Source organism: Amycolatopsis sp. NPDC059027 (assembly GCF_042739735.1).
GTDB lineage: Bacteria > Actinomycetota > Actinomycetes > Mycobacteriales > Pseudonocardiaceae > Amycolatopsis.
The window spans coordinates 27,911-47,552 of record NZ_JBHYIK010000022.1; the positions used below are offsets into that span (position 1 = coordinate 27,911).

At 71.0% G+C, this 19,642-nt stretch carries 20 protein-coding genes; 8 read left to right on the plus strand and 12 right to left on the minus strand.

Going from position 1 to position 19,642, the window contains the following annotated elements:
- Nucleotides 1-258: 258 nt before the first annotated feature.
- The 6 genes from ACFWY9_RS17195 to pyk all read right to left on the minus strand — a co-directional run bounded on the left by ACFWY9_RS17195 (nt 259) and on the right by pyk (nt 7,576).
- Nucleotides 259-3,300 carry a helix-turn-helix transcriptional regulator gene (locus ACFWY9_RS17195; protein ID WP_378339241.1) on the minus strand — a complete coding sequence of 1,014 codons (3,042 nt, stop codon included), beginning with the start codon at nt 3,298-3,300 and terminating at the stop codon, nt 259-261.
- A gap of 52 nt (nt 3,301-3,352) precedes the next feature.
- Nucleotides 3,353-3,565: a hypothetical protein gene (locus tag ACFWY9_RS17200; RefSeq protein WP_378331076.1), complete on the minus strand. Its 213-nt coding sequence runs from the start codon at nt 3,563-3,565 to the stop codon at nt 3,353-3,355.
- A 162-nt stretch (nt 3,566-3,727) separates the two neighbouring features.
- The gene (locus ACFWY9_RS17205; RefSeq protein ID WP_378331075.1) at nt 3,728-3,919 is read right to left on the minus strand and encodes a DUF397 domain-containing protein; all 192 of its coding nucleotides are present in this window, start codon (nt 3,917-3,919) and stop codon (nt 3,728-3,730) included.
- Between the two features lie 12 nt (nt 3,920-3,931).
- Nucleotides 3,932-4,846: a helix-turn-helix domain-containing protein gene (locus ACFWY9_RS17210; RefSeq protein WP_378331074.1), complete on the minus strand. Its 915-nt coding sequence runs from the start codon at nt 4,844-4,846 to the stop codon at nt 3,932-3,934.
- 372 nt (nt 4,847-5,218) lie between these two features.
- Nucleotides 5,219-6,115, minus strand: coding sequence for an acyl-CoA thioesterase II (gene tesB / locus ACFWY9_RS17215; RefSeq protein ID WP_378331073.1), 897 nt, complete (start codon nt 6,113-6,115; stop codon nt 5,219-5,221).
- Nucleotides 6,116-6,151: 36 nt separating this feature from the next.
- Complete coding sequence (pyk, locus tag ACFWY9_RS17220; RefSeq protein WP_378339242.1) at nt 6,152-7,576, minus strand: pyruvate kinase; 1,425 nt, start codon at nt 7,574-7,576, stop codon at nt 6,152-6,154.
- A gap of 101 nt (nt 7,577-7,677) precedes the next feature.
- Here pyk and ACFWY9_RS17225 point away from each other — a divergent pair, with 101 nt between their 5' ends.
- Nucleotides 7,678-8,814 carry a hypothetical protein gene (locus ACFWY9_RS17225; RefSeq protein ID WP_378339243.1) on the plus strand — a complete coding sequence of 379 codons (1,137 nt, stop codon included), beginning with the start codon at nt 7,678-7,680 and terminating at the stop codon, nt 8,812-8,814.
- Nucleotides 8,815-9,114: 300 nt separating this feature from the next.
- On the opposite strand, the gene ACFWY9_RS17230 is transcribed toward ACFWY9_RS17225, so the two are convergent.
- The gene (locus tag ACFWY9_RS17230; RefSeq protein WP_378331070.1) at nt 9,115-9,780 is read right to left on the minus strand and encodes a DUF2461 domain-containing protein; all 666 of its coding nucleotides are present in this window, start codon (nt 9,778-9,780) and stop codon (nt 9,115-9,117) included.
- A 178-nt stretch (nt 9,781-9,958) separates the two neighbouring features.
- The gene (locus ACFWY9_RS17235; protein WP_378339244.1) at nt 9,959-10,120 is read right to left on the minus strand and encodes a hypothetical protein; all 162 of its coding nucleotides are present in this window, start codon (nt 10,118-10,120) and stop codon (nt 9,959-9,961) included.
- A gap of 39 nt (nt 10,121-10,159) precedes the next feature.
- Here ACFWY9_RS17235 and ACFWY9_RS17240 point away from each other — a divergent pair, with 39 nt between their 5' ends.
- Nucleotides 10,160-10,465 carry an ArsR/SmtB family transcription factor gene (locus ACFWY9_RS17240; RefSeq protein ID WP_378331068.1) on the plus strand — a complete coding sequence of 102 codons (306 nt, stop codon included), beginning with the start codon at nt 10,160-10,162 and terminating at the stop codon, nt 10,463-10,465.
- Here the strand turns inward: ACFWY9_RS17240 and ACFWY9_RS17245 are convergent.
- A complete protein-coding gene (locus ACFWY9_RS17245; RefSeq protein WP_378331067.1) occupies nt 10,462-10,806 on the minus strand; it encodes a winged helix-turn-helix transcriptional regulator in 345 nt (114 codons plus the stop codon). The genes ACFWY9_RS17240 and ACFWY9_RS17245 overlap by 4 nt on opposite strands.
- Nucleotides 10,807-10,891: 85 nt before the next feature.
- Here ACFWY9_RS17245 and ACFWY9_RS17250 point away from each other — a divergent pair, with 85 nt between their 5' ends.
- Nucleotides 10,892-11,647 carry a group II truncated hemoglobin gene (locus ACFWY9_RS17250; RefSeq protein WP_378339245.1) on the plus strand — a complete coding sequence of 252 codons (756 nt, stop codon included), beginning with the start codon at nt 10,892-10,894 and terminating at the stop codon, nt 11,645-11,647.
- Nucleotides 11,648-11,693: 46 nt separating this feature from the next.
- Nucleotides 11,694-13,136, plus strand: a complete 1,443-nt coding sequence (locus ACFWY9_RS17255; RefSeq protein WP_378331065.1) for an aromatic amino acid ammonia-lyase — start codon at nt 11,694-11,696, stop codon at nt 13,134-13,136.
- Nucleotides 13,137-13,215: 79 nt separating this feature from the next.
- Here ACFWY9_RS17255 and ACFWY9_RS17260 read toward each other — a convergent pair whose 3' ends face one another.
- Nucleotides 13,216-14,241: a 6-phosphofructokinase gene (locus ACFWY9_RS17260; RefSeq protein WP_378331064.1), complete on the minus strand. Its 1,026-nt coding sequence runs from the start codon at nt 14,239-14,241 to the stop codon at nt 13,216-13,218.
- Nucleotides 14,242-14,552: 311 nt separating this feature from the next.
- Here ACFWY9_RS17260 and ACFWY9_RS17265 point away from each other — a divergent pair, with 311 nt between their 5' ends.
- Complete coding sequence (locus ACFWY9_RS17265; protein ID WP_378339282.1) at nt 14,553-15,635, plus strand: 3-deoxy-7-phosphoheptulonate synthase; 1,083 nt, start codon at nt 14,553-14,555, stop codon at nt 15,633-15,635.
- A 10-nt stretch (nt 15,636-15,645) separates the two neighbouring features.
- On the opposite strand, the gene ACFWY9_RS17270 is transcribed toward ACFWY9_RS17265, so the two are convergent.
- Both ACFWY9_RS17270 and ACFWY9_RS17275 read right to left on the minus strand, forming a co-directional pair.
- A complete protein-coding gene (locus ACFWY9_RS17270; RefSeq protein WP_378331063.1) occupies nt 15,646-16,152 on the minus strand; it encodes a polyadenylate-specific 3'-exoribonuclease AS in 507 nt (168 codons plus the stop codon).
- A 17-nt stretch (nt 16,153-16,169) separates the two neighbouring features.
- Entirely contained in the window at nt 16,170-16,931 is a 762-nt protein-coding gene (locus ACFWY9_RS17275; RefSeq protein ID WP_378331091.1) for a lysophospholipid acyltransferase family protein, read from the minus strand.
- A gap of 225 nt (nt 16,932-17,156) precedes the next feature.
- Here ACFWY9_RS17275 and ACFWY9_RS17280 point away from each other — a divergent pair, with 225 nt between their 5' ends.
- The 3 genes from ACFWY9_RS17280 to ACFWY9_RS17290 are packed head-to-tail and all read left to right on the plus strand — an operon-like array spanning nt 17,157 to nt 19,596.
- Nucleotides 17,157-17,927, plus strand: coding sequence for an alpha/beta hydrolase (locus ACFWY9_RS17280; protein WP_378331062.1), 771 nt, complete (start codon nt 17,157-17,159; stop codon nt 17,925-17,927).
- Nucleotides 17,924-18,436 (plus strand): hypothetical protein, encoded by a 513-nt coding sequence (locus ACFWY9_RS17285; RefSeq protein ID WP_378339246.1) that lies wholly within the window; start codon nt 17,924-17,926, stop codon nt 18,434-18,436. The genes ACFWY9_RS17280 and ACFWY9_RS17285 overlap by 4 nt, the downstream gene beginning before the upstream one ends.
- 20 nt (nt 18,437-18,456) lie before the next feature.
- Complete coding sequence (locus ACFWY9_RS17290) at nt 18,457-19,596, plus strand: glutamate--cysteine ligase (protein WP_378339247.1); 1,140 nt, start codon at nt 18,457-18,459, stop codon at nt 19,594-19,596.
- The last annotated feature ends 46 nt before the right edge of the window (nt 19,597-19,642 follow it).

Sequence of the window (19,642 nt, forward strand, 5' to 3'; positions counted from 1 at the left end):
TGGGTGGGCGTGGCGCCCCCCGTTTTGATTCACTCAACCCTTCACAGTCTCTGTTCGGGGGGGGTGGGGGGGCCCCTGTCGCGAACGGAGCGTTCGCGACAGGCGACGCCGCCGCGCGAAGACCCGGCCGTCGCGACGAGCCCACGAGCAACACCCCCGGCAAGTCACCCGTCCCCGGGTCCACCCAATGCCGCGAAGGACCCCTTCACGGCATCACGGTCCACAAAGGACAAATGAGCGCAACGCGATTAGGCCGTCCTATTCGGACGGTGCGGGGGCGGCGAGGAGGCCGCGGTCGTAGGCGATGGCGACAGCTTCGGCGCGGCGGCTCGCGCCGAGTTTGGCCATCACCCGCGACAGGTGCACGCTCACGGTCTTCTCGCTGATGTACAGCTCCGCGCCGACCTGGCGGTTGGTGCGCCCGAGCGCCACACGCTCCAGCACGTCACGTTCCCGATCGGTCAGCGGGTCCGCCGGGGTGCGGGCGCCCTCGGTACCGGACGGCGCGGCGGCACCGGCCAGTTCGATGCGGGCGCGGTGCCCCAGATCGCGGACGGCGTCGCGCAGCGGTACCGCGTCCAGCTCGGCGGCGACCTTGTGCGCGGCCTCCAGCGCGGCCGTGGCCTCGGCGACGTCGGCACCGGAGGCGAGCAGCGCCCGCGCGTACTGCCACCGGCAGAACGCCTGCTCGTACACCGCGCCGTAGCCGAACGCCTCGGCCGCCTCCGCCCACAGCCGCGGTTCGGGATCGCCGCCGAGCCCGCTCGCGGCGGCCTCCAGCCGGGCCACCCAGGCCCGGCCCTCGGGGCCGAGCGTGCCCGACCTCGGCATGCCCTCGGCGGCGCACCGGCGGCCGTGCGCGAGGAAGCGTTCCCCCGCCGCCATCGCCTCCTCGGCCACCCGCTGCTCGCCCCGGCTCCGGCCATCCGCCGCCAGCGCGGCCGCGGCCGCCGCCCCGTGCGCGGCGATCCTGATCCCGCCGAGCAGGGAGGGTTCGATCTTCTCCAGCCAGTCGATCAGTTCCTCGGCCGCGTGCACCGCCTCGGCGTACCGCCCTCGCCAGTAGGCGAGCTGACTGACCGCGTCCCCTCCCGACAACGCGATCTGGATGTCGGACGGCCAATGCCTGCGCAAGCCGGGGAGCAGCCGCTCTGCCGTGTCGAACCGCCCGCGCGAAACCACGAACAACGCCCAGACCCCGAGGATCCGCGCCGCGACCGCGCTGGACACCCCGCGCCCCGCCCTGCCCGCCGCGTCCTCGTCCGGCCAGTCGCCGCTGAGGTACCGCAGCTGCAGATGCCGGGCGCGGAGTTCGAGCCCGTACGCGCTCCAGGTCAGCCCGGATTCCTCGGCCCGGCGCACCCCGCGCTCGACGTGCTCCAGCGCCGCCGCGATCTCGGCCTGGTCGTCGTAGCTCAGCGCGAGGAAGTACATCGCCCGCACCTCGACGTTCAGTGCCCCGGCTTCCCGGGCCTTGTCGATCGCCTGGCACAGCCGCTCGCGTGCTTCCGCCGGATCCCCCGAGGAGTCGGCGAGTGTGCCGAGGGTGACCAGCGCGGAGGCCTCGGCGCCCATCGCGCCCACCGTCCGCGCGTCGGACACCGCGGTGAGCGCGCTCTCCAGCGCCTCCTCGTACTGGTCGAGCACCCGCAGGATCCCGGCCCTGCTGGCCAGCACCCACGCCCGCGCCGCGCTGGGCTCGGTGTGCTCGACCAGCGCCCAGGCGCGGTCGATCGCGGCCGAGGCCTCGTCGACGGTGCCCTCCTGGGACAGCAGCGTCTCGGCCAGCCGCCGCCACGCCCCGGCGGCGCGTTCGAGCGGGATGTCCGGCGTCAGCTCCTGGGTGGCCGAGCGCGCGTACGCCGCGGCCCGTTCGGGTTCGCCCGCGGTCCCCGCGAAATAGGAAGCGTTGTGCAGCAGCCTCAGCTCGTCGACGCCCTCGGGCCTGCCCGCCTCGGGCACGGCGTCCCAAATGGACAGTGCCTGCTCGACGTGCCGGAGCGCGGCGCCGGGCGCGCCCAGCTTCTCGGCCTCCGCCATCGCCCGCCACAACGCCGGGAGCGCCGTCGCGAAGTCCTTGCTCTCCAGGCTGTGATACGCCAGCTTGGCGTCGTGCCCGCGCCCCTGCGGCATGGCCTGGATCCGCACCGCGTACGCCGCGTGCATCCGGCCCCGCTCCCCCGGCAGCAGATCGCCGTACACCGCTTCCTGCAGCAGCGCGTGCCGGAAGGCGTAGAACCCGTTCTCGATCACCAGGACGTGGTGCTGCACGGCCTCGCGCAGTGCTTCGTCCAGTTCGGACTCGCCGAGCCCGGCGATCTCGGCCAGTGCCGCGTGGGACACCGAATCGTCGTTGGCCACCGAGATCACCCGCAGCACGCGCCGGGTGTCGGGCGCCAGCCGTTCCAGCCGGGCGAGCAGCACCTCGGCGAGCCCGGCGGGCAGGTCACGGCACTCGGCCGAACTGGCCAGCAGTTCCTCGGCGAAGAACGGGTTCCCCTCCGAGCGGCTGGCGATGTCGGCCACCACGTCGGCCCCGAGCGGCTCGTCGGACAGCGCCTCGACGAACGCGCGCGCCTCGGCGGTGCCGAACGGGAGCAGCTCGACCCGCTCGACGGTGGCCAGCCGCACCAGCTCGGCGAGCAGGGCCCGCAGCGGATGCCGCCGGTGGACGTCCTCCTCGCGGTAGCTGCCCACCACCAGCAATCGCTGCGACCGCAGCCGGGTGAGCAGGAAGGAGAGCAGGTTGCGGGTGGAGCGGTCCGCCCAGTGCAGGTCCTCCAGCAGGATCACCACCGGCCGGGCGGCGGCGATCTCGGTCAGCACCCCCAGTACCGCGTCGAACAGCTGGAGCTGACCGAGATCCTGTTCCGCCCGTGGCCGCTGCATGGCCTCCCGCTCGTTGGCGGTCACCTGCCCGTACTCCCCTGCCGAGGGCATGTCCGGCTCCTGGCCCTGCGGCAGCAGCCTGCCCAGCGCCGGCCGGGCCCGGACGGCGGCGGCTATCCCCGGTTCCGCCACCGTGCCGAGCGGGGCCAGTGCCTCGGCGAACGGGAGGTAGGGCAGACCGCCCTCCCGCACGTCGATGCAGCGGCCGGTCAGTACCAGCGCGCCGCGGGTGGCGACGTGCTCGCCGAGCTCGGTGAGCAGCCTCGTCTTGCCGACCCCGGCGTCCCCGGACAGCAGTACCGCTCCCGCCTCCCCCCGTTCGGCGCGGGCGAAGGCGGCACCGAGCCGCCGCATCTCCTGGGTGCGGCCGACGAGCGGGATACCGGAACCGAGTCTGGGCACGAGAGGCATTCTCGCCTACCCCACCGACAACTTCTTCATCGATTTCCGTCTCGCGGGTCCCTTACCGGGTGGTCTCGCTCACGCCCGCCGAGGCCCGCTCGGAGCCGTGCCGGCGCTGCGCGGGCACCTCGACGTCGGTGAACCGCTCGGCCCGCATCCGGCGCGTCGCACGCCGGACCCGGCCGACCCACTCACCGCGGCCCGCCTTCTTCAGCTCCTCGGCCCGGTAGGCGGCTTCGGCCCGTACCGCGTCCAGGAGCAGATCGGTGTTCATGTGCTTCCCCTTGTCCCTCAGTTCGTTGCTGACACTCAGAGTCGTCCTGAGGGGTGGCCTCCGGCATCGGGTGATCACCCCGACCTGGACGCGACTCGACCCCTTACTTCCGCCTAAAACCAGCTCAGCGGGGGTAAGGGGTCGAGTGAGGGCCGCCGGGGCTCAGTCGCGCAGGGCGGCCAGGAGACCCTGCCAGCCCGAGGCGGGCAAGCGGAAGGCACCCCCTTCGGGATCCTTCGAATCGCGTACCGCGGCGCCGTCGCCGACGAAGGCGATCTCGACGCAGTCGTTACCGCCGCCGCTGTGGCTGCTCTTACGCCAGTGAGCACGCGAAAGTTCGGTGTCCGGCATCATGACCCCACTTCCTTAGCAATCTTCCTGGACCACGTCCTGGATTCGGTGATGGTGCACTGGACCCGGCGCGGCCGCCTGTTCGGCGAACCGGCCGGCGGCCTCGGCGATCACCTCGACCGAGTCGTCCGGCTTCAGTGCCGCCGCGCGCAGGTGGTCGAACATCAGCGCGTAGCGCCGGACATCGGGGGGTTCCTCCAGGTAGAGGCCGCTGGACGTGCTGTCCACGTAGACCACGTCGGCATCGGCCTGCTCGGGGAAGCCCATGATCAGGAACGGGCCCTCCATCCCGGGGTGGGCGCCGGTGCCGAACGGCACGACCTGGATGGTGACGTTCGGCCGCCCTGCCATCGACACCATCCGGTACAGCTGCTCGGCCATCACCTCGGCGCTGTCCACCACGCGGTGCAGCACGGCCTCGTCGATCACCGCCCAGTACTCCGGCGGCGAGGCGTCGGCGAACAGTTCCTGGCGCGCCATCCGCGCGGCGACGCGGCGCCGGAGCTCGGCCTCCTCCGCGTCCGGGCGCATGGCCCTGATCACCGCGCGGGCGTAGCGCTCGGTCTGCAGCAGTCCGGGGACCAGCAGCGCCTGGAACGCGCGCAGCGAACTCGCGTCCGCCTCGAGCCCGACGAAGGTGCCGGTGAAGACCTCGTTGTAGGCGTGCCACCAGCCGCGCTTGCGGGCCTCCCTGGCGAGCTGGACGAGCACCTCCTGCTCGTCGCCGGTGATCCCGTACAGCGCGAGCATGTCCCGCGCGTCACGCGGGGTGACCCCGACGTGCCCGGTCTCGATGCGGCTGATCTTCGACGCGGAGCACTCGAGCTTCTCGCCCACCTCGTCGATGGTCAGATCCGCGGCCTCCCGGAACCGGCGCAGCTCGCTCGCGAGTCTCCGGCGGCGAACGGTGGGACCCTGACCCCTTGCCATCACGACACCTCCGGCTCTCCGGCGCTGAAGCGCTTTCTCGTACTGGCATCTAACCAGTCAACTCGGCACTTGGTGGAAGATTAACCCGCGTCGATCCCGGGGTTAACCCGGTGATCGATCTGCAATTTGCAGATCGGCCTTGTATCCTCACGTCGTAAGCGGGGCGGCAGCGTGCTGACGCCTTGTGAGCAGGGTAGACGACAACGCCCGGGTACCACGGCAGTCGCCCGGTCGTTTTCGGCGGTGGTGAGCCCGGGGCCGTCCCCCGATCGGTCCCGGTCTCACCACCGCACCGCTATTGCCCCGTTATCGCGGTGACTATTCCGCTTTTCCGTCGCACGAAAGCGTGAATGTCGCGCGGAGTGGCACCACTCAGAGCACGCGCAGCAGTCCTTCTTGGACCACGGTCGCGATGAGCGTCCCGTCCGCGGCGAAGAACCGGCCGGTGGCCAGCCCCCGCGCACCCGACGCCGTTGGCGAGGCGCTGTCGTAGAGAAACCACTCGTCGGCCCGGAACGGACGGTGGAACCACAGCGCGTGGTCCAGGCTGGCACCGAGGACCTTGTCGAGGTCCCAGTAGACGCCGTGCCGCGCCAGCACCGAGTCGAGCAGGGTCATGTCCGAGGCATAGGTCAGCACGCAGACGTGCAGCAGCTGCTCGTCGCCGAGCTTGCCGTCGGCGCGCATCCACACCTGGTTGCGCGCCGGGTGTTCGCCGGTCTCCCGGGTGACCCACGGCGGCTCGTTGACGTAGCGCAGGTCGATCGGGCGCGGCAGGCCGTGGTGGCCGATCGAGTAGCCCTCGGCACGTTCCATCAGCGTCGGCAGCGATTCCGGGTCCGGCACGTCCGGCATCGTCTCGGCGTGCTCGATACCCGGCTCGTCCGTCTGGAACGACGCCGACAGCGAGAAGATCGCCTTCCCGTGCTGGATCGCGACGACCCGGCGGGTGGTGAACGAACGGCCGTCGCGAATGCGGTCGACCTCGTAGATGATCGGCACGCTCGGGTCACCGCCGCGGATGAAGTACGCGTGCAGCGAATGGACCTTGCGCTCGGCGGGGACCGTGCGCCCGGCGGCGACGAGCGCCTGCCCGGCGACCTGGCCGCCGAACACGCGCACCGGCGAGTGCGCCGGCGAGACGCCGCGGAAGATGTTCTCCTCGATCTTCTCCAGATCGAGCAGCGCGATCAGCCGGTCCAGCACGGGCTGACCGCCACCGGTCGCCGAATCCAGCCCGGTGGCGGCTTCCCTGGCCATCTCAGTCATGCCCGCACTTTATGCCCCAGGCGCCCGGTGGGTCCGCTATGCGTGGTCGTCTTCACCGAGGCGATGGACGCGGATCAGGTTGGTCGAGCCGACGGTCCCCGGCGGGGAACCCGCGACGATGACGACCAGATCACCCTTGGCGTACTTGCCCATCTCCAGCATCGCGTGGTCGACCTGCCGGATCATCTGGTCGGTCGAGTCCACTTTGGGCACGATGCGGGTGGTGGTGCCCCAGGTCATCGCGAGCTGACTGCGAACGCTTTCCTCCGGGGTGAACGCCAGCAGCGGCAGCCGCGTGTGCAGGCGGGCGAGCCGCCGCACGGTGTCGCCGGACTGCGTGAACGCCACCAGTGCCTTGGCGTTGAGCCGCTCGCCGATGTCGCGGGCGGCGTAGGAGATCACGCCGCGCTTGGTGCGCGGGACGTGCGAGAGCGGCGGCACGACCGGCGAGTCGGTCTCGACCGCCTCGACGATCCGGCTCATGGTCTCGACCGTCTCGATCGGGTAGCGGCCGACGCTCGTCTCGCCGGAGAGCATCACCGCGTCGGTGCCGTCGAGGACCGCGTTCGCGACGTCGGAGGCCTCGGCGCGGGTCGGGCGCGAGTTGTTGATCATCGATTCGAGCATCTGTGTCGCGACGATGACCGGCTTCGCGTTCTCGCGGCAGATCTGGATGGCGCGCTTCTGCACCAGCGGGACCTGCTCCAGCGGCAGCTCGACACCCAGGTCGCCGCGGGCGACCATCACCGCGTCGAAGGCCAGCACGACCGCTTCGAGGTTGTAGACGGCCTCGGGCTTCTCGATCTTGGCGACCACCGGCTTGCGGCCCTTGCCGACCCGGTCCATGACCTGGTGCACCAGGTCGATGTCGGCGGGCGAGCGGACGAACGACAGCGCGATGAAGTCGACACCGAGCTCAAGGGCGAACTCCAGGTCCTCGACGTCCTTTTCGGACAGTGCGGGGACGGAGACGTCCATACCGGGCAGCGAAACGCCCTTGTTGTTGCTGACCGGGCCGCCCTCGGTCACCTCGCAGACGACGTCCTGGCCGTCGACCTCTTTGACCACGAGGCCGACCTTGCCGTCGTCGACGAGCAGCCGGTCGCCGGGCTTGGCGTCCTTGGCGAGGCCCTTGTAGGTGGTCGAGACGCGGTCGTGGGTGCCCGCGATGTCCTCGACGGTGATGCGCACGACGTCGCCGGCGTGCCATTCGACAGGGCCGCCCGCGAACGTGCCCAGGCGGATCTTCGGGCCCTGCAGGTCGGCGAGGATGCCGACCGCCTTGCCCGACTCGGCGGCCGCGGCGCGGACGAGGTCGTAGACCTGCTTGTGGTCGCTGTGGCTGCCGTGGCTGAAGTTCATCCTCGCGACGTCCATCCCGGCGTCGACGAGTGCCCGCATCTTCTCCGCCGTGGCGGTGGCAGGGCCAAGGGTACAAACGATCTTCGCGCGTCGGCTCACGTTCGCACAGCGTAGTACCTCGTCCCGGTTTCGTCTGTACCGATCCCGAAAGTTCAAGTGGACGTGTTCAGAACAGCCGGGGTCGCGTAACCTCCGTGAACATGTCGCCGGTTGCGCGGATCGCCGTCGTCGTGGCCGTTTTCCTCGCCTCGGCCTGCGGCACCTCACCCGCCGGGCCCGAGCGCCCGGCCTGGGAACCCGTCCCCCCGCCCGCCCCGGACGCGCGGGTACTGGGATTTGCGCCACTGGCCGCCGAAGTGCGCGCGTTCGGCTCGGTGCCCGGCGCGGAAGGCCGCGCACCGGGCGCGTGGACGTGGCGTGCCGGGCGCTGGGAGCCGATGACGCTGCACGCCCGGAGCGGGTACGCCCGGCAAGCCGAGCTGACCGTGCCCGCGATCGACGGCGACCGGATCCTCGCGCTGGGCTCCGCGTTCGGCGGCGCGCACGGCAACCCGCGGCCGACGATCTGGACCGGCGGCCCGGCCGCGCTGGACGAATACCCGCAGGGCATGGAGCTACTGGGCGGCCCGAGGGCGATCACCGTCACCGGCAGCGCGGCCGGGCCCTCGACGTATGTCCTGAGCGGACAGTGGGATCACCCGCGCGGGGGTGCCGGCGCGGCGGTGTGGGTCTCGGCGGACGGTGCCGTCTGGTCGCGGCTGGACGACGACCCCGCGTTGCTGAGCACGGAAGGCGCGCGGACGCGGATCCTCGCGACGACCCGGGCTGGGGACGGGTTCGTCGCGGTGGGCGATGTCCGGTCCGAGCGGCTCTCGCCGACGGCGTGGACCTCGGGTGACGGCCGCTCCTGGCGCCGGGAAGCGCTTCCTGCGGACGGGTCCTGGGACGTTTCGGCCTGGCGGATCACCTGCCGTGACTCCTGCGTCGCGGTCGGTGTCGCCGCGCGCCCGGACGGTGGCCCGCAGCGGCTGGCGTGCTGGCAGCGGGACGGGACGGCGTGGCGGCCGATGGTCCTCGGCGGCCCCGAGGTGCCGAGAGCCCAGCTGCTGGAGGTGACCGGGCTGAGCCGGGACGCCGGGATCTCCGTCGTGACCGGCAAGATCGGCGGGAAGACCCGGCTGTGGCGTTACGGCCCCGGCTGCGAGGGCCCAGCCGAGCTGCCGCTGCCGGAGGACACACCCGAGATCACGGCGTTCGCGAGCGGCGGCTCCGTGCTGCTCGCGACGACCGGCCGGGACAGCAGCAAACTCTGGCGGCAGCGGATTGTGGCGCTGTGAAGGCCTCCTTCACAGCGTTCAGCGCCAGTAAGGAGGCCTTCACGGCGTTGAGTGCTGCGAAGACTTCCTCGACGGGAGTCCGGCGCGTGCAGGAACGCGCGACCCGTGGGATGCGTGTTGTTCATGGGGCTGGTCGTGGCGATGGGCTCCGCGGGGCGGCATTGATCGTCGCGAACGCTCCGTTCGCGACATCTGTGCGGCGGCTGATATCCCGAAGGGGGCGTTCGAGTCGAAAGGCGCGTTCGAGACGGCGCACGTTGCCAACGGCGTGCCCGGGGCATCGCGCCGCGTGCGCGGGCGTCAGCGGCGGGGCTGCTCGCTGGGGCCCACCCGATCGCGGGCCCACTCGTTGAAGGCGCGGACCTGACGCCATGCCTTGCGCACCCGGTCGAGGGAGCCGCGTTCGTGCAGCACGTCGTCCGGCTCCCAGGCGCGGACGGCGTAGACCGAGCGGTAGCGGAGCAGGTCGATGCGGGGGTGGTCCTCGGCGAAGCCGCGCGGCCGCGATTTGAGCCGGTCGCCGTTGATCTCCCAGCCCGCCCGCTTCAGTTTCGCGAGGAGCTTTTCCAGCGCCGTGCCGTGCAGCTCGGTGTCGACGGCGGCGCGGAAGCGTGCCAGCTGGTCGGACGCCAGGTGGAAGCAGCCACCGCCGACCCGCAGCCCCTCCGGGCCGACCTCGACGTAGTACGCGCCGCCCCCTCGTCCCTGCTCGATGACGCCGCCGCAGTGCGTCTTGTACAGCGTCTTGTCCTTGGCGAACCGGACATCGCGGTACGGCCGGAAAACCTTCGGGTCGCCGAAGCCCTCGCCGAACTCCGGCGCCAGCTCCGCGAGCAGGGCCTCCATCGGCGCGCGCACGTCCGCCTTGTACACGTCCAGGTTGTCTTCCCAGTACGGCTTGGAGTTGTCCGCGATCAGCCCGTCGAAGAAATCGACGGCGTGTTCCCCGAATCCCGTGAACTTCACCCCGGCACGATAATGCGCACCACCGACACTCCCGGGAGGCACCATGGCCATGCAGGGGAAATCGACGGCGGCCACGCACGAGGAGTACCTGTCGGCGCTCGCCGAGCCCCGGAGGGGCGAGCTGCGCGCACTGCACGAGCTGGTCCGCGCTCTACGTCACGTCCATAGTCGGCGAGCGCTACCTGGCCGAGTCGTACGCCGAGCGGCTGCCGAAGGCGTCGATCGGGAAGAGCTGCGTCCGTTTCAAGCGACTGTCCGATGTGGACACAGCGGTGCTCGCCGAACTGCTCACGGAGGCGGCGGCCAGCCCGCCCGGCGAACTCGCGCAGGGCCCGAACATGCCTTGACAGGAATATGCGGCTGCGGTCAGATCTCCCGTGTGATGCGCACCTTCGACGTCCTCGCCGAGCCCCGGCGGCGTTCGATCCTCGACCTGCTCCGCGAGGGCGAACGGTCCGTCGGCGAACTCGTCGAGCAGCTGGAGCTGAGCCAGCCCGCGGTGTCCAAGCACCTGCGGGTACTGCGGGAGGCCGGGCTGGTGACCGTCCGGGTGGCCGCGCAGCGCCGCTGCTACCGGCTGCGGCCGGAACCACTGGCCGAGGTCGACGCCTGGCTCGCCCCCTACCGGCGTTTGTGGTCCACCCATCTCGACGCGCTGGAACGGCGACTGGACGAAACCGACTAGCTCGCGGGTGCCGTCTCGAAGACGATCCCGGCCGCCGCGGCGCGCCGTTCGCCCCACGCGAACAGCGCGCTCAATGCCGGACCCAGCGCTTCGCCGTCCTCGGTGAGCCGGTATTCGACGTGCGGCACCTTGCCCCCAAGGCTTTCCCGGCGGACGAGCCCGTCGGACGCCAGCTCACGCAGTTGCTGGGTGAGCATCTTTTCGCTCACTCCCGGCATGCGCCGCCGGAGCTCGCCGTAGCGGTGCACGCCCTCCTTGAGGTGGGCCAGGATGACCGGCTTCCACTTGCCGCCGATGACGTCGACGGCGACCTCGACCGCGCAGTAGTACCGCTTCGTCATGCCGCCCTCCGTGCCACGCACCGGAAAGTGCGTGGTTGCCCGGGTACGCACCCGGTGGTTGCCTTGCCGGGTGATCGTCGAATACGTGCGTTACAGGATCCCCGAAGCCTCCTCCGCCGAGTTCGAAGCCGCCTATTCTCGTGCCGCGCAGTCGCTCACGAAGGCACCCCAGTGCGTCGACTACGAACTCGGCCGCTGCACTGAGGACCCTACGCGCTACACCCTGCGGATCCGGTGGACTTCGGCGAAGGACCACCTCGAGGGCTTCCGCACCGGCCCCGAGTTCCCGGCGTTCTTCGCCGCGATCGGCGGGTTCGCGGGCGAGATCGAGGAGATGCGCCACTACGAGACGACCACGGTCGCCGGGGAGGGCGGCGCGCGGCCGCCGACGCTCTACGACTGGGCGGGCGGGCGTCCGGCGCTGGTGGAACTGCTCGACGTCTTCTACCGGCACGTGCTGGAGGACTCCCTGCTCGAACCGGTGTTCCGGGACATGGACTCGCAGCACGTCGAGCACGTGGCGACCTGGCTCGGCGAGGTGTTCGGCGGCCCGGCCGACTACAGCGGACGGCACGGCGGGCATCCGCACATGATCTCCCGGCACGCCGGCCGCGGGATCACCGAAGAGCAGCGGCGCCGCTGGGTCACCCTGCTGCTCGACGCCGCCGACGAGGTCGGCCTGCCCGCCGACCCGGAGTTCCGCGCCGCGTTCGCCGGCTACGTCGAATGGGGCAGCCGCCTCGCCGTGCTGTTCTCCGCGCCCGGCGCGGACACCACGACCGGCGAGCCGGTGCCGCACTGGTCCTGGACCATGCCGCCGTGGCAGCCGCCGTCGAAATAACCGGAGCGCGGCCTCATAGTGTGAGGCAGTCGGAAGGAGGCTGCCGGTGATCAGAGTGGACGGCCGGACGCTGCGGTGCGCGGACGTGGTGACGGCGGCGGCGACCGAGGGTCCCTTGGACATCGACGTGTCCATCGCCGCGCTCCGTGGCGCCGAGCACGCGTGGAAACTCGCCGAGGACCTGAGCACCCGGCGGATCGTCTACGGCCGCACGACCGGTGTCGGCGCGAACAAGGACGACGTCGTCACGGGCGAGGACCCGGCCGAGCACGGACGCCGCCTGCTGCGCAGCCACGCTGGCGGCAGCGGCGACGCGATGCCCGGCGGCCAGGTGCGGGCGATGATGCTGATCCGGCTCAACCAGCTGCTCGCCGGGCGGTCCGGCGCCAGCCCGGCGCTGATCGGCGCGCTCGCGACGGCGGTGAAGACCGGGGCGCTGCCGCTGGTGCACCGGTTCGGCGCGATCGGCACCGGCGACCTCGCCCCGCTGGCCGAGACCGCGTTGGCGCTCACCGGGGAACGACCGTGGCTGCACGGTGAGGTCCCGCCGGTGCCGGTCCACGCGGGTGACGCGCTCGCGTTCATGAGCAGCAACGCCGCGACGCTGGCCGAAGCAACGCTTTCCGCGATGCGGCTGGACACGCTGGCCCGCGCGAGCCACGCCGTCGCGGGATTGACCTACGTCGCGCTCGACGGCAACCCCGAGGCGTACGCGACGCCGGTGCACGAGGCGCGTCCGCACGCGGGACAGGTCGCGTGCGCGGCGGAAATGCGACGGCTGCTGGGAATGCACGGCACGCCCCCGCCGGGTCGGCGGATCCAGGACCCGTTCGGACTGCGGGCGTTCCCGCAGGTGCAGGGTCCCGCGCTGGACGCGATCCACTACCTGCGGGACGTGCTGGCCGTGGAGATCAACGCCAGCACGGAAAACCCGATGATCTCGACGGTGCATCAGGACGCCTACCACCACGCGCATTTCCACACCGCGTACGTGTCGACGGCGCTGGACCAGGCACGCGCGACGGTGCACCAGGTCGCCGAGCTTTCCGTGGCACGGCTGGGAGATCTGCTGGAGCCGGAGTTCACCGGGCTGCGGCCGTTCCTCGCGGCGGGGCCGCCGGGCAGTTCCGGGCTGATGATCCTGGAGTACGTCGCGCACGACGCGCTCACCGAGCTGCGGCAGGCGGCGCTGCCCGCGACGCTGGGCACCGCGGTGGTGTCACGCGGGATCGAGGACCACGCGAGCTTCTCGACGCAGGCCGCGCGGGCCGCGACCGCCGCCGCGGCGGCGTATCAGCAGGTGCTGGCGTGCGAACTCGTCGCGGCGGTGCGGGCGCTGCGGATCCGGAAGGCGGAGCTGGTCGACCTGCCGGTGCGTGCTGCGTACGAGGCGGCGTCGGCCGTCCTGGACCCGCGTCTCGACGACCGTCCGCTGACCGAGGACATCCGCCACGCGGTCGAGATCCTGGACGTACTGGCGCGGATCTGAAGGGGACCTTCGTCTCGTAGGACGTACTGAAGGGGACTTTCCTCCGATGACATGCGAGGAAAGTCCCCTTCAGCTCACGTCAGCCGAAGAAGACCTCGGCCTCTTCGTAGCGTTCGGCCGGGACGGTCTTGAGTTCCGCGGTGGCCTCGGACAGCTTCACCCGGACGATGTCGGTGCCCTTCAAGGCGACCATGACGCCGAAGTCGCCGTCCGCGACGGCGTCCACCGCGTGCAGGCCGAAGCGGGTGGCCAGGACCCGGTCGTACGCCGTCGGCGTGCCGCCGCGCTGGACGTGGCCGAGCACGACCGCGCGGGACTCCTTGCCGGTGCGGTGCGCGATCTCGTCGGCCAGCCAGGTGCCGATGCCGCCGAGCCGGACGTGCCCGAAGGCGTCCTTCTCGCCGGTGAGCAGCTTCTCCTCGCCGCCCTCGGGAAGCGCTCCCTCGGCGACGACGATGATCGGCGCGTACTCCTTCTCGAAGCGGCGCTCGACCCAGGAGACGACCTGCTCGACCGAGAAGTGCCGCTCCGGCACCAAAATCACGCTCGCGCCGCCGGCGAGGCCGGAGTGCAGCGCGATCCAGCCCGCGTGCCGTCCCATGACCTCGACGACCAGCGCGCGGTGGTGCGACTCGGCGGTGGTGTGCAGCCGGTCGATCGCCTCGGTGGCGATGGACACCGCGGTGTCGAAACCGAACGTGTAGTCGGTGGCGCCCAGGTCGTTGTCGATCGTCTTGGGCACGCCGACGACGCCGACGCCGTCGTCGGTGAGCCGCTTCGCCACGCCGAGGGTGTCCTCGCCGCCGATCGCGATCAGCGCGTCGACACCCTGGTCGGCGAGCACCTTCTTGATCTTCTCGACGCCGCCGTCGACCTTGTACGGGTTGGTCCGCGAGGACCGCAGGATCGTGCCGCCCCTGGTGAGGATGTCCTCGACGTCGCGGAGGCCCAGCGGCTTGCTCTCGCCGGTGAGCGGACCCTGCCACCCGTTGCGGAAGCCGACGAACTCCCAGTCGTGCACCTCGATGCCCTTGCGCACCACCGCGCGGATGACCGCGTTGAGCCCCGGGCAGTCGCCGCCGCCGGTCAGCACCCCGACACGCATCTGAAGCCTCCGTGTATGTCCTGTGGTTCGTGGAGATGACAGTCACATTTCGCCTTGCGACGCCAGGGTAGCGGCTTCCGTCTTGATCGGTGCAGGGCGGACCACAAGGGGAATCGGTACTCCCCTTCCGGCGCTCTGCTAGGGTGGCGCCCATGCAGCGCTATTTCTGGTTTACGAAGCCGGCCCCGGGTGGGCACGGCGGCGTGAACCTGCGCTGAGTCCCACCCCGAGCCGGAATCGCGACCGGCTCGGTGGTTCTCGCGGGGTCGGTGTCCATCAGGAAGGAACCACCCGCAGTGTCTCTCTCACCGCTGTCTCTCACCGCCGGGCCCGCCGACGTCACGCCGCTGGACGCGCGGCGCACGACGAGCATCAGCCCGCTCATCTCCCCCGCCCTGCTGCGCGAGGACCATCCCGTCGACGCGGCGGTGGCGAAGGTCGTGCACCAGGGCCGCGCGGAGACCGTCGACATCCTCGACGGCCGGGACGACCGGCTGCTCGTCGTCGTCGGCCCGTGCTCGGTGCACGACACCGAGGCCGCGCTCGACTACGCCCGCCGCCTGGCCGCGAAGGCCGAGGAACTGCGCGGCGAGCTGCACGTCGTCATGCGCGTGTACTTCGAGAAGCCGCGCACGACGCTGGGCTGGAAGGGCCTGATCAACGACCCCGACCTCGACGGGACGTTCGCGGTCAACAAGGGCCTGCGGATGGCGCGGCGGCTGCTGCTCGACGTGTCGGCGCTCGGCCTGCCGGTGGGCTGCGAGTTCCTCGACCCGATCACCCCGCAGTTCATCGCCGACGTCGTCACCTGGGGCTCGATCGGCGCGCGGACCGCCGCGAGCCAGGTGCACCGGCAGCTGTGCAGCGCGCTGTCGATGCCGGTGGGGATCAAGAACTCGACCGAGGGCGACGTCCAGGTCGCGGTGGACGCCACCCGCGCGGCGGCGGCGAGCCACGTCTTCGCCGGGATCAACTCCGACGGGCTGGCCGCGCTGCTCACGACGTCCGGGAACCCGGACTGCCACGTCATCCTGCGCGGCGGCTCGGCGGGGCCGAACCACGACGCCGCGACGGTGTCCGACACCCTCGCACGGCTGCGGAAGTCCGGGCTGGCGGAGCGGGTGATCATCGACGCGAGCCACGGCAACAGCGGGAAGGACCACGTCCGGCAGGCCGAGGTCGTCCGCGAGCTGGCCGGGCGGATCGGGGCCGGGGAGCGCGGCATCGCCGGCCTGATGCTGGAGAGCTTCCTCGCCGCCGGACGCCAGGATCTCTCGCTGGGCCGCGGCGGCGAGCTGACCTACGGCCAGAGCATCACCGACGCCTGCATGGACTGGGACACCACGGCGGACCTGCTGGACGCCCTCGCCGAGGCCGTCCGCACCCGCCGCTGAGTGCCGCGGGTCAGGGGCGAGAGTTGGCGGGGCGGCGGCGCCAGACCTCCTCGATGACCTGCCAGCGGACGTAGTTGTGGCGGGCGTCGGCGAGGGCGTCGTGGGCGTCGGCGGGGGCGGCGGGCAGCTTCGGCTTGCCCGCGTCCTCCCAGCGCTGCCGCAGGTCGCGGGTGAAACGGGGAAGCTGCCGGGGCAGCGCGGGCATCGGGCCCCACAGCTGGGCCAGCGCGACGTGGTCGTACGCGGCGAACCAGGCCCACAGCTCGATCCCGCCGGGCGGTTTGCCCAGGAACTCCAGCAGATCCGTCCGGATGCGCTCTCGGCTGCGCCACGCCGGATCCCCCGGCGACGGCAGTTTCGGGAGCACGTTCTCGCGGACCCACGGCCCGGCCTTGGCGGGGTCGAAATCGGTGGAGACCGCGTAGAACTCGCGGCCACGTTCGTCAACGACACCGATCGACACCAGGTCGATCGTCACGCCGTCCTCGATGAATTCGGTGTCGTAGAAAAAACGCACCGGGGAACCCTAGTCGGTCAACCGACCTTGCTGTCGGGCACCCGGGCGGCGTCGGACGCGGACGGCTGCGACGGCACCTTGGGGCGCACCCCGGCGGCGTCGGCGGCCAGCAGCTCCTTGGCCTTGGCGGCGTAGATGTCGACGTACTCCTGGCCGGACAGCTCCATGAGCGCGTACATGATCTCGTCGGTGATGGAGCGCTCGATGAACCGGTCGCCCGAAAGGCCTTCGTAGCGCGAGAAGTCCAGCGGCTTGCCGAACCGGACCTCGAGGCGGCGCGGCCACCACATCTTCGAGCCGATCGGGTTGACCTTGTCGGTGCCGACCATCGCGACCGGGATCACCACCGCCCCGGATTCCAGCGCGATCCTGGCGACGCCGGTCTTGCCCTTGTACAGCCGTCCGTCCGGCGAGCGCGTGCCCTCCGGGTAGATGCCGAGCAGGTGGCCGTTGCGCACGAGCCGGATCGCGGTGTCCAGCGCGGCCTGCGCGGCGTTGCCGCCGGAGCGGTCGATCGGGAACTGCCCGACGCCGGTGAAGAACCATTTCTTCAGCAGGCCCTTGAAACCGGGCTCGGTGAAATACTCCGATTTGGCCGGGAAAGTCACCTTCCGCTTCACCCGCAGCGGCATGAAGAACGAGTCGGCGACGGCGAGATGGTTGCCGGCGAGGATGGCGCCCCCGGACTCCGGGATGTTCTCGGCGCCGACGACCTTGGTCGGCCACAGCAGCTTGAGCAGCGGTCCGATGAACACAAACTTCGCCAGCCAGTACAGCACGCCGCTCCGTCTCCTCACCCACGCTCGGCCGAGTCCGACCCAGTCCGACGTACCAGAGTACGAAGCTAGGACGTCCTAGCACAACGCGAGCCACCCGGTTACCCGGCGGCAGCGACCGATCTCACAGCGCCCCGGCCGGGATCCGGGCGGTGGCCGGACGCCCACAACGCCGCCGGGCCGTGCGAACATAGATGGCCCACACCGATGGAGGAGGAAGGCGATCGCATGGGCGTTCTCGCCGGCGCTGAGCCGTTCGCTCACCCCGGTTCCACCGGCGCCGGATTCCTGCTGTGCCACGGGTTCACTGGCACTCCGGCGAGCATGCGCGCCTGGGGCGAGCACCTGGCGGCGGCCGGGTACGCCGTGCGCTGCCCGCTCCTGCCGGGGCACGGCACCCGGTGGCAGGACATGAACCGGACAGGTTGGCAGGACTGGTATGGCCGGGTCCGCGAGGAACTGCTGGCGCTCAAGGCGGAGTGCCCGATCGTGTTCGTCGCCGGGCTGTCGATGGGCGGGACGCTGACGCTGCGGCTTGCCGAGGAGTTCGGCGCCGCGATCGCCGGGATCGTCCTGGTCAACCCGTCGGTGACGACGCTGCGCAGGGACGCGAAGTTCCTCCCGCTGCTGGCGCGGACCATCCCGTCGGTCGCCGCGATCTCGAACGACATCGCCAAGCCGGGGGTCACCGAACTGGCCTACTCCCGGACGCCGGTGCGCGCCGCCGCGAGCCTCGCGAAGCTCTGGGCGATCGTCCGGGCCGAGCTGCCGAAGGTCACCCAGCCGGTGCTGTTGCTGCATTCGGCCGTAGATCATGTCGTCGAACCGGTGAACGCGAAGATCATTCTGAACGAGATCGGCAGCACCGCGGCCACCGAGGTCATACTGGAACACAGTTTCCACGTCGCGACCCAGGACCACGACGCGGACCTGATCTTCACCCGCAGCGTCGAGTTCGCGCACTCGATCCGAGCGGGGCTGACGGAGGAAGCCAGATGAGCCGGGGGCCAGGCAAGGATGGGCCGGAAGACGTCGACGCGACGTTCGCCGAGATCGTCGCCGATCTGCGGGCCGAGGGTGTCGGCCTGCTATCCCAAGACGAGACGGTCGACACCGTCGACGACGCCATCGACACCGCCGAGCTGAAACTCGATCCGCCGAAACCGGAGACGACGGGCTCGACGGGGACGGCCGACGCGGGCTGGCGTGGCGGCGGGACGAACTGGGACAAGACGATGTTCTCCGAGGACCCCGCGTCCGACGACGAGCACTTCGTGCCCCCGGAGCCGCCGCCGCTGCCGCGTCCGCGCAAGGGCGCGTTCGTCGTGCTGCTGCTGTTCATCGTGGGACTGCTCCTGCTGATCATCCCTGGCTTCATCGGGATCAGCCAGACGGTCGCCACCCCGCTGGGGATCCTCGCGCTCGCGACCGCGATCGCGCTGCTGCTGCTCCGCGTCCGGCAGGGTCCCCCGCCCGGCGCCGATCCCAGCAACGGCGCCCAGGTCTGACCAGACCGGGGGAACCCCGCATGCACGTCGAGTTCACTCCGTCCCGCCGGTCCACGGTCGGCGCGGAGTGGGAGCTGGCGCTGGCCGACCGGCGCAGCGGCGAGCTGTCCTCGGTGGCCGAACGCGTCCTCGAAGCCGTCCGGCCGGAGGACGGCGGCGAGCATCCGAAGATCAAGCAGGAGCTGCTGCTCAACACGATCGAGGTGATCAGCGGGGTCTGCCGGACGGTCGGCGAGGTGAAGGCCGATCTGGGCGGGACGCTGGACACCGTGCACGCGGTGTGCGACCGGTTCGGTGTCGAGCCGTTCTCCGCCGGGACGCATCCGTTCTCCAGCTGGTACCAGCAGAAGGTCACCGACAAGGCGCGCTACGCCAAGCTGATCGACCGGACCCAGTGGTGGGGACGGCAGATGCTGGTCTACGGCGTCCACGTGCATGTCGGCGTCGAGCACCGCGAAAAGGTGCTCCCGATCCTCGACTCGCTGCTGATCTACGCACCGCATCTGCAGGCGCTGTCGGCGTCCTCGCCGTACTGGGGTGCCGAGGACACCGGATACGCGTCGAACCGGGCGCTGATGTTCCAGCAGCTGCCGACCGCGGGCCTGCCGTTCCAGTTCACGAAGTGGCCGGAGCTGGAGAACTACGTCGCCGACATGTTCACCACCGGCGTGATCGACGACTTCTCCGAGATCCGCTGGGACATCCGCCCCTCGCCGCGGCTCGGGACGATCGAGATGCGGGTGTGCGACGGGCTGCCGACGCTGGAGGAGGTCGGCGCGATCGCGGCGCTGACGCAGTGCCTGGTCGAGGATTTCAGCACCCGGCTCGACGACGGCGAGGTACTGCCGACGCTTCCGCCGTGGCACGTCCAGGAGAACAAGTGGCGCGCGGCGCGCTACGGCACCGACGCGATCGTCATCCTCGACGCGCGGGGGCGGGAGCGGCTCGTCACCGAGGACGTCTGTGTGTTGCTCGACCGGCTGGAGCCGGTGGCCCGGCGGCTGGACTGCGTGCGCGAACTCCGGGACGTCGAGACGATTCTGCGGTACGGGCCGAGCTATCAGCGGCAGCGGGCGGTGGCGCGGCAGCATAACGGCAGTCTCAAGGCGGTGGTGGCGTCGCTGGTGTCGGAGATGCGGGACGGGATCTCGCGTACCTGAGCGGTCGGCTCGCGTACCGGGATGGAGATCTCGCGTGATCAGACGG